Below are 13642 nucleotides of genomic sequence, written 5' to 3'. Positions count from 1 at the left end.
GGATGAAAAATTTATTTTGCTAATAGCTGTTGAACCAATGTGACAAAATAATCTGGTACTTTGTCTAAAATTTGTTCATCTGGATCGAACCTTGGATGATGTAAATCATGCGTACTTTGTGAACCTATCAGTGCAAAGACACTTGGATACAAGTCAGAATAACCCGAAAAGTCTTCGCCAATCGTGAGCGTTTGATCTAACTCCGTCACTTTATATCCCACTTGTTTTGCTGCTTTGATTGCTTCTTCAGTTAATGCTTCATCATTCTTCACTGCACCAGGCAAACGTTCATAATTCAACTCAATTTCAACATCAAATGTAGCAGATAATCCATCTGCGATCTGTTGTAATCGTGTTTCAACACGTTGACGTATCGTTTCATCAAAGCTACGAACCGTTCCTTGCACGTAACCTTCATCCGCGATGACATTCCATGTATTCCCTGAACGTGCTTCACCAATCGTCACGACTGCTGAATCAAAGGCAGAGATATTTCGACTCACGATAGATTGTATGCTTGTGATCAATTGCCCTAATACAATGACTGGATCATTTCCTTGTTCTGGTTTTGCAGCATGAGCACCTTTTCCTCTAATGTTAAATTCAAATCGATCGACTGCTGCAGTTATCGGTCCTGATTTAATCGCAAATTCTCCTACATTCAATGAAGGTAAATTATGAAAGCCGACGACTGCTTTCGCACCGTCAACAGCACCTGTTTCAGTAATATAGCTTGCGCCATAACCTAATTCTTCAGCAGGTTGAAAAATAAAGCGTACACGCCCAGGTAATTGGTCTTCGATTTGTTTCAATTTAATCGCTGTACCAAGAATGCTTGCCATGTGAATATCATGTCCACATGCGTGCATGACACCGTCCTGTTGGGAGGTGAACGCGTGTGTCACTTGCTCACGAATGGGTAGTGCATCAATATCTGAACACACTGCTACAAACTCATCGCCTCGCCCTATTTCAGCTACGAGACCCGTCTTGAGAGGTAAATCTAATATGTGTATATCATATAATTCGAGAATTTCTTTAATGCGCTTCGTGGTTTCAAATTCATGTTCGGACAATTCTGGATATTGATGAAATATCCGTCTCCATTTCACTAAATCTTCTGTTTGAACCATATCCAACATCCTTTCTAACACTCACCCTATTATATGCACGACAAGCTAATGGGTGGCAACAACTAAGTTGTTTATTATGTATAAAAACACTCCGACTACTCGGCTTCTATTCAAAGAAGCTCACGCAGTCAGAGCGTTTCGGTGTTCACTCATTTACTATCTTAAATTAAAGTTCTAAATGATTATCTACACGAACTTGTCCATGATGGATGACTTTTTCAGCATGGTTCACACCGTAATGATATAAAATATATTCATGATTTGGCGCATCCCATAATACGAGATTGGCTTTATCGCCTTCATTTAATGTACCACCATCGATATCCATCGCTTTTGCAGCGTTTACTGTGACTGCGTTCCATACTTCATTCGCTGAAAGTTTTAATTTTAATGAAGCGATAGACATCACGAGTTGAAGGTTATTCGTCACACAACTACCTGGGTTAAAGTCAGTCGCAATCACAATCGCACCATTGTTGTCTAACATACCCCGTGCATCTGCGTAATCTTCTTTGCCTAAGTAGAAAGTTGTGCCTGGTAACAACACTGCAATCGTATCACTGTCGCTCAATTTAGCTTTATCTTCTTCGCTTGAAGCGACGAGGTGATCCCCTGTAATTGCACCTTCATCAATCGCTAAACCAAGACCACCTAAAGGATCGATTTCATCTGCATGTATTTTCACTTTAAAGCCTTGTTCTTTCGCTGCTTGCATGTAACGTTTAGACTCTTCTACAGAGAAGACGCCTGTTTCACAAAAGATGTCTGCGAAATCAGCATAATCTTTCATTTCTGGTAATAAATCGATCATTTGCTGCAAGAAGGCTTCATTAGATTCCGCTTCTTTAGGCACTGCATGCGGTCCTAAGAATGTATGTTTCATATCTAAGTTAAAGCGATCTGCGAGACGGCGTGATACGCGGAGCTGTTTAAGTTCATTTTCGTGGTTGAGTCCATAGCCACTTTTACTTTCCACCGCAAGGACGCCGTGTTGAATCATCGTTGTTAAGTTTTTCGCTGCTTGGTTAAAGAGCGCTTCTTCTGACGCTTGGCGTGTAGCTTCAACAGTAGATAAGATACCGCCACCCCCTTCAAGAACTTCTAAATAATCGGCACCTTGTCGTTTTAAAGCCATTTCGTGTTCTCTTGATCCACCGAATACGAGGTGCGTATGCGCATCTATCAGTGAAGGTGATACGACTTTTCCATAACCATCAATGACAGATTGTGCTTCATATTCATCTGTGTAAGGTCCAGCATAAACGATCTTGCCATCATTAATGACAACAGTACCATTTTCTACGATGTTGAGTTCATCTAATTCTTTTCCTTTTAACGGTTTATCTGTCGCTTTAGGTAGAAGCAGTTGTCCGATATTTTGAATGATTAAATCGTTCATTATTTATCACCTTTCTCTGTAATCATTGGAATTTTAATACCTTTTTCTTTTGCCACTTTAATGGCTGATTCGTAACCTGCATCCGCATGTCTTACTACACCCATACCCGGATCTGTCGTTAATACTCTTCCAAGACGTCGATCTGCACGTTCAGAACCATCTGCGACGACGACCATACCAGCATGAAGTGAATAACCCATACCTACACCGCCACCATGGTGGAATGAAATCCATGAACCACCTGCTGCAGTATTTATCAATGCGTTTAATACGGCCCAGTCTCCTACTGCATCAGAGCCGTCTTTCATACCTTCAGTTTCACGGTTAGGACTCGCAACTGAACCTGAATCTAAATGGTCACGTCCAATCACGATAGGTGCTGAAATTTCACCTTCACGTACGAGACGATTTAACGCTAATCCCATTTTTTCTCTTTCGCCATAGCCGAGCCATGCAATACGAGATGGTAAACCTTGGAATGCGATTTTTTCTTCAGCTAAATCAAGCCAACGATTTAGTTTTTCATTTTCTGGGAATAATTTTCTCATTTCTTCATCTGCACGTTGAATATCTTTCGGATCACCACTTAACGCTGCAAAACGGAATGGACCTTTACCTTCACAGAATAATGGTCGAATATAAGCCGGTACGAAACCAGGGAAATCAAATGCATTTTCAACACCATTATTATACGCAACTTGGCGGATGTTGTTACCGTAGTCAAATGCCACAGCACCTAACTGTTGTAACTCAAGCATTAATTCGACATGTTTCGCCATTGAAGCTTCGGATTCTTTTACATATTGCGCTGGATCGCTTTCACGGAATGCTTTAGCTTCTTCGACACTATAACCTACTGGTACATAACCGTTTAATGGGTCATGCGCACTTGTTTGATCAGTAACGATATCAATTTTGAATCCTTTGTCAATGATCGCACGGTGCGTATCAACCGCATTACCTACAAGTCCAATTGATAAAGGTTCACCTTTATCACGAGCTTCTCCAGCTAAACGTAATGCTTCATCTAAATCATGTGTTTTCACATCACAATAGCTTGTTTCGATACGTTTATCGATACGTGATTCATCCACATCGACACCAATGACTACCCCACCGTTCATCGTGACTGCGAGCGGTTGTGCACCACCCATACCACCGAGACCTGCTGTGAGTGTGACTGTGCCGTTTAATTTCCCATCAAAATGTTGGTTGGCTAATTCAGCAAACGTTTCGAACGTGCCTTGTACAATCCCTTGAGAACCGATATAAATCCAGCTACCTGCTGTCATTTGTCCATACATCATTAACCCTTTTTTATCGAGTTCGTTAAAATGATCCCAATTGGCCCATTCTGGTACAAGAACTGAATTTGAAATTAACACACGTGGTGCTTCTTCGTGTGTTTTAAATACGGCTACAGGTTTACCGGATTGCACGAGCATCGTTTCATCTGCTTCTAACTCTCTCAACGTACGTTCGATTGCTTCGAATGCTTCCCAGTTACGTGCTGCTTTACCAATACCTCCATAAACCACTAAATCTTCAGGACGTTCAGCCACTTCTGGATCTAAGTTGTTATATAACATGCGTAGTACTGCTTCTTGTTCCCAACCTTTACATTCTAATTCATAACCTTTTTTCGCTTTAATGTTTCGCATTACCCTTCGCTCCTTATTTTTTAAATAGTTAGTCAATTTCATCCATCATTTTACTGTTAAAACTTGTGTTCCAGCACACTTCATTAGAAAATGAAGAGCGCAAACGGAATCGTAATTAATAATAAGAGTACAACTCTTTCAAACCATATGATGACAAGCTTTCCTACTGAAATTTTAATATCAGTAGATAAAATGACTGGCACCACACTTGAAAAGAAGATAATCGCGCCGACACTGACCACCCCAACGACAAAACGTGTGACGATATCTGCATCACCGACCACTGCTGCTGGCAACAACATTTCTATGATTGAGACGGTAGATGCTTCTGCAAGCAACCCCACATTTTCTACAGGGAAAATTGCGATAAATGGATAGAAAATATACGAAATAATTTGAATAATTGGTGTATATTCTGTAATTAACAAGCCAAGTAGCCCAATCGACATAATCGACGGTACGATAGCCATCGTCATTTTCACGCCATCTTTAACGTTTAATTTCACATTTTCCCATAGCGTATGGGCTTGTGCTAACGCTTGCCTCGCTTCATACCAGGCCTCTTTAAGAATAGGCATGTCGCGCTTAACTTCTTCTTGGTAAGGTTGTTGCTCATATGTTGTATTAGGTTCTGTTCTAATAGGAGGGATTTGTACCGTAATCGCTGTTACGGTAAATGTTGCTATGAGTGTAAACCAAAAATATAGGTTCCAATGTTCGATGATGCCTAATGTATTTGCGACAATAATCATGAATGTAGCTGACACTGTTGAAAATCCTGTCGCTATAATGACTGCTTCTTTATGTGTATACTGACCATTTTTGTACACTTTGTTGGTAATCAGTAAGCCGATCGAATAACTACCCACAAAGGAAGCAACCGCATCGACAGCTGACTTTCCAGGTGTCTTAAAAATCGGTCGCATAATAGGTCGACAGATAACCCCGATAAATTCGAGTAACCCATATCCAACGAGCAATGATAAAAATACCGCTCCAATTGGAATCAGCACACTCAATGGAATGGCAAGCTTATTGAATAAAAACGGTGCCATATCGGGATTTAAAATAAACTTTGGTCCGATATTAAACACGACCATTACACCAATGATAATACCGACTAGTTTGAAAATTGAAAAAATAAAGTCTGTTTTCGACTGCCGCCAGGTTCCTTTATACCATGGATAAAGTGCGCCAATGACAATTAATAACAATGCATAGTATGGTAAAACCGGTTGCGCAATGCCACTGACCCATTGTACGACATGATCAATTAATATCGTCGACTTTCCTCGAATGGTTACAGGTACAAAGAAAAATAAAATACCGATTAAACTATATACAAAAAACCTCCACATAGACTTTCCTCCCCTTACAGAAAGTACGAACCCCTTCTGAAGCATATTGTACTATGTTACTATATAGGTAACAAATATAAATAAACTAATTATATATAACTTAAAGCTATAAAAGGGGTGATCCTATGAAAATTCTTCACCTTGAATATTTCATAGCCATCGTGCGTTTTAACAGTTTTACTAAGGCAGCTCAATACTTACATATTAGTCAACCTTCACTCACGGCTATGATCAAGAAAATGGAAGATCAACTAGGTTATCAGCTGTTAACACGTACAACCAAAGATATCAAAATCACTGAAAAAGGAATTCAATTTTATCAGTACGCCGTGCCGCTCGTAAACGAATATCATCAAACAATGGAGAAAATGTTTGATCTCAATACGAATCAACAACCGAAACTTAAAATTTCTGTGCTAGAATCTACTACGCAATGGTTATCTACGATGATTCAACAACATGCAACCACACATGAAACACCGCGTTATCAAATTGTCGAAACGCATGATCAAAGTTTATCAACGTCTCAACTACTTAACTATCACGTAGATATTGCGTTAACCAATGATAAAATCAAGCATAAAGATATCATGTCTAAACGTTTGTACAAGGAATCCTATATCTTGATTGCACCTGAAGGAAACTTTACGAACCAAAAATCAACGTCGCTGAAAGATATGCCCCTCATCGTTCCGAACAAAGGCTCACAAGTGAGAAAGCACTTAGATGACTACTTTAATCGCATGACATTCCATCCCAACATCACTGCTGAAACTGATCGTTTTGAAACGGCTGTGAACCTCGTGCATAAAGGGATCGGTTACGCCGTCATTCCACAAATTTATTATCAATCATTTAATACGACAGGACTCGAGGCTGTACAAATTAGACCTAAGCTGTCACGTACAATTTACATCAACTATTTAAAAAAGCGAAAGCACCCGACTCAGGTCCTTTCGCTCATCGATCAATGTTTACAGTATTGGAATTTTAAGACATGAAATGATAGAAGAATGTCGCTGCCAATTTGGCTGTGCGTGAATCAATATCATAAGTTGGATTTGTCTCTGCAATGCTAATTGTAGAGACTTTATCATTTGGAATAATACGTTTCGCGATTTCTAGCACAATCTGTGGACTTAATCCGAGGACGCATGAGGCACTCACACCTGGTGCATAAGCACTATCAATCACATCCATACAGATTGTAAACATGATGACATCGTGATCATGAATGAAACGTTCTACTTTATCTTTTACCGGTGGCGCCACTTGGTAAAATAATTCATCAGCATATACATAGCTGATATCTTTCGCTTCAGCGTAATCAAATAAATTTTGTGTATTACCGCCATGTTGAATACCTAGTACAAAATAATCCGCATTATCGTCTTGGTCTAGAATTTGACGGAAACTTGTTCCAGATGTGGAATAATCCGCTTGTCTTGTATCAAAATGTGCATCGATATTAATCACACCGATAGACGCATCAGGATAAGCTTTGCGTAGTCCTAAATACTGCGCATAAGCAATGTCATGTCCGCCACCAAATAAGAAGGTTTGTTTATGACGTTGAATCGATGCGTTAACGAGATCTGCAAAAGCCTCTTGAGTCTCTTCTAATTGGTCTGCATCATGGATCACATTACCATAATCCGTTACAGAGGTTGCTTTTTGCTTCGGTAACCCTGCAAAAGCTTTACGAATCGCATCTGGTCCCTCTTTAGCACCGACACGTCCTTTGTTTAACTCTACACCTTTATCTACAGCATAACCTAGAATACCAATACCTTCTTGTCCTTTTGAATCAGCTGATTCTGTTAAATCTTTAAAGTTGACCGTTTGAAACAAGCGAAATTGACTTTCGTCTGTCTCACTATCCACTCTACCCTTCCATAGATCAGTGTTGGCTAATTGATACATTGGTTTGTCCCCTCTCTTATTAGAATTACCAAATATCACGCGTGTTAGTTAGCGATTTCACATATACAATTCTATAATGAACCAACCATTTAAGCAATGACGTCGGATTTCGAAAAAATGAGCTCAATATGGTGACACAATGATAGAACCCGGCCAGCATCATTCATTTTATTTGTTTTATCTGTAAAAATTCATATTTTGTAATACAACCTCTTTCAAATATACCCATATCATGTTACAACTACTACATTTCGAAGATATTTATCACGGAATAATTTATTTTTAGAACTTTAACTTGTATAATGAACCATAAATGATTTTTTATAAACCTTATTGGAGGTTAGCAATGGACAATAAACGTATTTCAAAATTCCAATGGGCAATGATGATCTTTGTGTTCATAGTAATTGCACAGCTGTTATTACCAATTATCCTCAAAGATCTTCAGGGCAGTACACCATTCAAAACATTTGTTTTTGATTTGAGCTATCTCGCACCATTTGTAGCTGCAATCTTCTGTATTCTCGTTTTTAAACACAGAGATTTACAACTCCAAGGGCTAAAATTCACTATAGATCTTAAAGTTGTAGAGCGCATACTTCTCGCGCTTATCTTACCTATCATCATCTTAATTATTTGCATGACTGCGTTTAATACGTATGCTGATAGTTTTATCTTACTTCAACCAAATGACTTATCTGTCTCAATCAGTTCGATTATTATTGGACAAATTGTGATGGCATTCATTGTTGAATTTGGTTTCCGTAGTTATTTACAACAAATTATTGAAATGAAGATGAACACATTCTTCGCTTCAATCGTTGTAGGTGTGCTCTTTGCAATATGGAATATTAACATGTCGTTCTCAATGGAATATACAATGTATAACGTACTTTATTCCTTCACATTCTCTCTATTAGTTGGAGAATTAATTAGAAACACAGAAGGACGTACAATTTATATTGCAACCATCTTCCATGCAGCAATGTCTATACCACTTGTTTTCCTATTTAATGAAGAACTAGGAAATGTGTTTGCGATGAAAGTCATTGCACTTGCAACTACAGGTGTGACTGTTGTATACATTGCATTGAGTCTAATCATTCGATTAATCATATATTTAACAACGAAACGTTCATTAGATGAAGTAGAAGAAAATAATTACTTAGATCACGTCAATGATCGCAGTGATAATGAAAGTACACTTGAAAGCGACAATGACGATGCATTAAATGCAACATCTACATACGCAACAACCGAAGCACAAAACACTTCACAAGAAACAGATGCCACACCAACGAACGAAGCAACAAACGAAACACCTAACTCATCTCGTGATCAAAATGAACAATCAACAGAAACAGAATCAAATGAAACTGTAGATACAGATCATACTGAAACAGAGAGCACCGTTCAATCTACAACAGATCAAACAGAGACCGACGTTCCAAATGAAGCAGAAACGCAACCAACAGATGTAACTGATAATGAAACTACAGAAGAAACAGTAACGGACAACGATGACGATAACGACGCCATTCAATCAGAAATTAACGCTGCGCATCGTCACTCTCACCGCCGTTAAGCCATTTAAGATGACGTTTCAAACATAAACAAACCCCTTCACATTGATGTGAAGGGGTTCTTTTTAATCTGTTAATTATTTTATTCACGGTTTAAAACTTTAACTCCCTGTTGCGTACCAACGATAACTTGGTCGGTTACATCTAAAAACAATCCAGTTTCTAGCACGCCTACCAAATGAATCAAATATTCATGTAAATCATAGACATTCATCGGTTTTTCAAGCTGAATATCTAAAATATAATTCCCATTGTCCGTCACAAATGGTTCGTCATCCATCATACGGCGTTCGACATGAGATGATAAATCTTTTTCTAATTGTTTGGATAACATAATCCAATTGAATTGATCTACTTCCACAGGTAGTTTGAACGAAGCACCAAGATATTCAACTTGCTTGGATTCATCAATCAGTACAATGAATCGATCCGCTTTCGCATCAATGACCTTTTCTCTAAACAAGGCACCGCCCCCACCTTTGATGAGATTGAGTTCAGGGTCAACTTCATCTGCACCATCGATCGCAAGATGAATCTGTTCTACCTCATTAACATCCATGACTGGAATGCCTTCATTTTCTACGAGCATCGCGGTCTTTTTAGATGTACAGACACTTGTAATGTGCTTTTGTTGATTTCTTAATTGTTTCGCAAGTGCTGGAATTAATAGTTCTATCGTAGAACCTGAACCAATACCTACGATCATCCCGTCTTCAATTTGCTTGATTGCATCATCAAAGGTTAGCGCTTTTAACTCATTCATATCCATTATGTTGCCCCTTTACGTCACGTTTTCTAATTATTATTGTACAAGAACATGCATGAAATCTATAGCTCTATCTTATGTATCTCTCTTACTTAAATTATAAGCGGTTTATCGCGAATAAAAAAGCAATTCATGACATCTCTTGCATCATGAACTGCTTTATCGTTCAAATATGGTTATTCATCTTCATTTTTCACTGAAATCTTATACGTCGTTTTCGAATAGAATGGCTGATGCGGTTCTAAAACGGAACAAGCATCTTCACCATATGGATTGATATCATTTGGCATGCATTGCGTTTCTAATGTCACGCCAGAGTGTGCTTTGTAAATATTAAAATCACTGTCCCAGCTTGAAGGATCATTGAACGTGAATATGACGACATACGGCATATCCGTTTCAACATCTAATACAAACTGATCATTGCATAATTGTAACTGACCTTGTGACACTTCAATAGGATGATCTAACCCACCACATTGTGCCATCTGTTCAGCTAATTGAGGCGCATCACTTTGGAATAACTCTGCTAATGCAATCTTATCTTTGCCTAACATCTCAACCAAATCAATCGATTCCTCAGTATCGACAAGATGCTGTTTATTGAGAGGATACAATTTCAGCTCTTCACTCGATAACACATGATTGTCTACGACGTTATTATCACGGTTTAAATTGAAATACACGTGATTCATCGGATTAAATAATGTGGTCTTCGTAGAGGTCGCTTCGTATTCAACCGTCCAACAATAGTTGATATCATACGTATGGGTCACCTGTATACGTATATCACCAGGATATCCGTCTTGTGCTTCTGTCAGTTCCGTTGTGAAAATAATCTTCGTTTGATTCACTTGTTCTACGATTTCGTAGTCAAAAAATGTCGTATCTAATCCATTTGAGCCGCCATGTATATGGTGTGGGTCATCATTTGCTTCTAATTGATACGTTTGTCCTTCTAACTCAAACGTAGCATCTGCAATACGACCACCATAACGTCCAATTGTTGCGCCAAAGTTAAACGGATTGTCGAGATAAAATTCGTCTGCTTCAACTACATTTCCTAAAACGATATTGTTATCGTTGTATTTCCATGAAACAATACGGGCCCCATAATTCGTAAACACAATTGTCGTTTCGTCGTTGTTAATCTTAATTAAATCAAAACCATTACTTTGGTGTTCGACTTTTGTAAACATATTCAATATAAATCCTTTCCGTACGATCCACTTTAAGGCAAAAGGTTGAGTACCATTATTCTAGAAGCTTTCGCATCACTATCTGAACACCTTCAAAAAGCTAAGCGACGAGTCCCAACCTTTTTAACCATCTTACTTCCCTTTATTTATAACTTACTGCGTGATCTCCCTTAGATTACACGTTATTCCCAATTATAGAACCGCCTTTGCGTAATATCAACTAAATTTACAGCACAAGACGCATTTTATTGTTTAAATAACCGTTTGAAACTTTGAATCAATCCTTTATCGAAACGTAAGACACTGTCTTTGTAACTTCTCAATGTTAACCAAGCGAGCAATACGATAGCGATAACTGATAATCCCATGCTAATGAAAATCTCAATCCATGATACATCTGGTGTACTTGATCGAATAAACATGATAAATGGTGATAATAGTGGAATAAAGCTCGTTACTTTTTCCAGCATATTTTCCGGTTTAATAAAACTAAATATACCAATGTAGAGCCCGACAATAGAGATCAATGTCACAGGCATGAAAGTTTGGTTGATGTCTTCAATACGAGCTGTGATTGAACCAAGCAAGGCTGAAAGTAGTACGTATGAGATAATCCCAAGAATTAAGAAAATGATACCTACAACAATTAACCGCGTTGTCTCTGGATTAGTTTCAAATTCAAATCCATCTAATAAATCACTGACATCAAATACGAAGAAACAAATCACGGCAGTAGCGACGAAAATAAACACTTGCGTAAACGCGACGGCAAGAATACCACAAATCTTAGCTGTGATATGCGTGACGGGTTTGACACTCGTAATAATCATTTCAATGACACGGGATGTTTTCTCAGTAGCAATTTCCATGCCGACTTGGCTGCTGTAATTAATGATGATGAAAAACATTAAAAAGACGCCGCCATTAATAATGATACTATTCAACGCTTGTTGTGATGGACTCAATGATGAACCATCTGAACTTGTGGATACGACTTCACTAGAAACTTTACTTTGTGCTTGTAAATCTGCTAATTGCTTCGGTGTTAAATCCATTTGAGCTGCTCTCATTTGCGATTGAATTTGCGAGAGCACCGTTTGCAATAGTTGTTCATCTTCAGCAGAAACGGTCGAATGACTTAAAATTTTACCTTCTAACTGTTGATCTTGTCCTTCTTTAATCACAAATGCGTCATCAATCTTTTCATCTCTGATTTGGGATTTAGCATCTTTTTCAGAAATTTTTACAAACTGCACATCATCACCGAACTGTTTGTTTTGTGATTTCACCGCTTCATATAATTCCGTTGTAGGTGCAGCCACACCAATCTTATCTTCTCCATCATCAAAGAATTCAATAATCTTATTCACATTAGCGAGTAATACTATCAAAAGAACAACGACAGTTGTAAAGATAATAAATGATTTTGCTTTCACTTTATTCTTGTATGTCAACATAAACGTTGCTAAAAATTTATCCATCAAGCTCACCCACCTTATCAATAAAGATTTCATTTAACGTTGGCTCCATCAATTGGAAACGTCTAACAAAACCATATTGGGTCACGACTTGATAGACGGATTCTGCAACAGACTCATCTTCAATTGAAACTTGGAGTTCATTTTTCTCTCTATCAACGTTTAACACGCCTGGCAATTCATCTATCTCAGGCATCGGATGTTCTGTTTCTATCACGATCCGTTTATTCCCATGATTTGCTTTCACATCTTGTAGTGTCCCTGAGACAATCATTTCACCTTTATTCAATATACACACGTCATCACAAAGTGCTTCAATATGTTCCATTCTATGTGAGCTATAAATAATCGTTGCCCCTTTGCTGTTTAAATCTAACACTGCAGATTTTAAGAGCTCTACGTTCACTGGATCGAGTCCACTTAATGGTTCATCTAGAATCAACAATTCGGGTTCATGAAGCATGCTCGCAAGCAATTGAATTTTCTGTTGATTCCCTTTAGATAACTTCTCTATTTTTTTGTTGCGATTTTCAGTTATATTAAATCTCTCAAGCCAGTAATCTAACGCTTCAGATATGGCTTTAGATTTCATGCCTTTCAGCGTTGCTAGATAACGCAGTTCTTCTTCGACCTTCATTTTCGGATGTAAACCGCGTTCTTCAGGAAGATAACCAATTCTGTTATACATATGGGGACCAATCTTCTCACCATTATATGTAATACGTCCTTCACTCATAGGGGTTAGGCCTAAAATCATGCGAAAAGTCGTGGTCTTCCCTGCACCATTTCGTCCTAAGAACCCTAGCATTTTCCCTTGATCTAACTCTAGAGAAATATCATTTACAGCTACTTTCGTATTGTAACGTTTCGTTACGTGATCGATGCTTAAAGTCATAGATTCTCTCCTATCCTCTTATTTGGTACCTTTACTATAGCATACTTCTACTTCGTATTTTTAACTATTTCATAAATCAAAAAATTAACTTTAAAGTTAATTTACTTACCACATAATTAAATGACATATATACGCTCAATTAACATGTGATGACACTCATTTGGCTATCATCGACGCGCGCTGTCATTTACTTTATAATATGTAAGTAATCGAACCATCTACATGAACTGATGAGCGTATTATTGAA

At 38.1% G+C, this 13642-nt stretch carries 11 protein-coding genes; 2 read left to right on the top strand and 9 right to left on the bottom strand.

Annotated features, from left to right (window positions below):
* Positions 1-11: 11 nt before the first annotated feature.
* The 4 genes from APS80_RS06665 to APS80_RS06650 form a co-directional block, all read right to left on the bottom strand.
* Positions 12-1133: an amidohydrolase gene (locus tag APS80_RS06665; RefSeq protein ID WP_059107498.1), complete on the bottom strand. Its 1122-nt coding sequence runs from the start codon at positions 1131-1133 to the stop codon at positions 12-14.
* A gap of 166 nt (positions 1134-1299) precedes the next feature.
* Positions 1300-2532, bottom strand: coding sequence for an imidazolonepropionase (hutI, locus tag APS80_RS06660; RefSeq protein ID WP_059107497.1), 1233 nt, complete (start codon positions 2530-2532; stop codon positions 1300-1302).
* The gene (hutU, locus tag APS80_RS06655; protein ID WP_059107496.1) at positions 2532-4193 is read right to left on the bottom strand and encodes a urocanate hydratase; all 1662 of its coding nucleotides are present in this window, start codon (positions 4191-4193) and stop codon (positions 2532-2534) included. The genes hutI and hutU overlap by 1 nt, the downstream gene beginning before the upstream one ends.
* A gap of 83 nt (positions 4194-4276) precedes the next feature.
* Complete coding sequence (locus APS80_RS06650) at positions 4277-5551, bottom strand: YjiH family protein (RefSeq protein WP_059107495.1); 1275 nt, start codon at positions 5549-5551, stop codon at positions 4277-4279.
* Between the two features lie 125 nt (positions 5552-5676).
* On the opposite strand from APS80_RS06650, the gene APS80_RS06645 reads away from it, so the two are divergent.
* Positions 5677-6552, top strand: a complete 876-nt coding sequence (locus APS80_RS06645; RefSeq protein WP_059107494.1) for a LysR family transcriptional regulator — start codon at positions 5677-5679, stop codon at positions 6550-6552.
* Here APS80_RS06645 and hutG read toward each other — a convergent pair.
* A complete protein-coding gene (gene hutG / locus APS80_RS06640) occupies positions 6542-7474 on the bottom strand; it encodes a formimidoylglutamase (protein WP_059107493.1) in 933 nt (310 codons plus the stop codon). The two genes, APS80_RS06645 and hutG, sit on opposite strands and share 11 nt — an antisense overlap.
* Before the next feature lie 346 nt (positions 7475-7820).
* On the opposite strand from hutG, the gene sdpC reads away from it, so the two are divergent.
* Positions 7821-9059, top strand: a complete 1239-nt coding sequence (gene sdpC, locus APS80_RS06635; protein ID WP_059107492.1) for a peptidoglycan release complex CPBP-like subunit SdpC — start codon at positions 7821-7823, stop codon at positions 9057-9059.
* An 80-nt stretch (positions 9060-9139) separates the two neighbouring features.
* Here the strand turns inward: sdpC and rpiA are convergent, their stop codons facing one another.
* The 4 genes from rpiA to APS80_RS06615 all read right to left on the bottom strand — a co-directional run bounded on the left by rpiA (position 9140) and on the right by APS80_RS06615 (position 13395).
* A complete protein-coding gene (rpiA, locus tag APS80_RS06630; RefSeq protein WP_059107491.1) occupies positions 9140-9829 on the bottom strand; it encodes a ribose 5-phosphate isomerase A in 690 nt (229 codons plus the stop codon).
* Between the two features lie 170 nt (positions 9830-9999).
* On the bottom strand, positions 10000-11022 hold the full coding sequence (locus APS80_RS06625; protein WP_059107490.1) for an aldose epimerase family protein: 1023 nt from the start codon (positions 11020-11022) through the stop codon (positions 10000-10002).
* Between the two features lie 245 nt (positions 11023-11267).
* Entirely contained in the window at positions 11268-12503 is a 1236-nt protein-coding gene (locus APS80_RS06620; protein WP_059107489.1) for an ABC transporter permease, read from the bottom strand.
* The gene (locus APS80_RS06615) at positions 12496-13395 is read right to left on the bottom strand and encodes an ABC transporter ATP-binding protein (protein WP_059107488.1); all 900 of its coding nucleotides are present in this window, start codon (positions 13393-13395) and stop codon (positions 12496-12498) included. The genes APS80_RS06620 and APS80_RS06615 overlap by 8 nt, the downstream gene beginning before the upstream one ends.
* Positions 13396-13642 lie beyond the last annotated feature (247 nt).

Source organism: Staphylococcus auricularis, from assembly GCF_001500315.1.
GTDB lineage: Bacteria > Bacillota > Bacilli > Staphylococcales > Staphylococcaceae > Staphylococcus > Staphylococcus auricularis.
This window is presented reverse-complemented; position numbering and strand designations above follow the sequence as displayed.

Bases quoted from the DNA above. Each gene is read 5' to 3' on its own strand.
- APS80_RS06665 (WP_059107498.1), bottom strand. From the start codon at position 1,133: ATGGTTCAAACAGAAGATTTAGTGAAATGGAGACGGATATTTCATCAA.
- hutI (WP_059107497.1), bottom strand. From the start codon at position 2,532: ATGAACGATTTAATCATTCAAAATATCGGACAACTGCTTCTACCTAAA.
- hutU (WP_059107496.1), bottom strand. From the start codon at position 4,193: ATGCGAAACATTAAAGCGAAAAAAGGTTATGAATTAGAATGTAAAGGT.
- APS80_RS06650 (WP_059107495.1), bottom strand. From the start codon at position 5,551: ATGTGGAGGTTTTTTGTATATAGTTTAATCGGTATTTTATTTTTCTTT.
- APS80_RS06645 (WP_059107494.1), top strand. From the start codon at position 5,677: ATGAAAATTCTTCACCTTGAATATTTCATAGCCATCGTGCGTTTTAAC.
- hutG (WP_059107493.1), bottom strand. From the start codon at position 7,474: ATGTATCAATTAGCCAACACTGATCTATGGAAGGGTAGAGTGGATAGT.
- sdpC (WP_059107492.1), top strand. From the start codon at position 7,821: ATGGACAATAAACGTATTTCAAAATTCCAATGGGCAATGATGATCTTT.
- APS80_RS06625 (WP_059107490.1), bottom strand. From the start codon at position 11,022: ATGTTTACAAAAGTCGAACACCAAAGTAATGGTTTTGATTTAATTAAG.
- APS80_RS06620 (WP_059107489.1), bottom strand. From the start codon at position 12,503: ATGGATAAATTTTTAGCAACGTTTATGTTGACATACAAGAATAAAGTG.
- APS80_RS06615 (WP_059107488.1), bottom strand. From the start codon at position 13,395: ATGACTTTAAGCATCGATCACGTAACGAAACGTTACAATACGAAAGTA.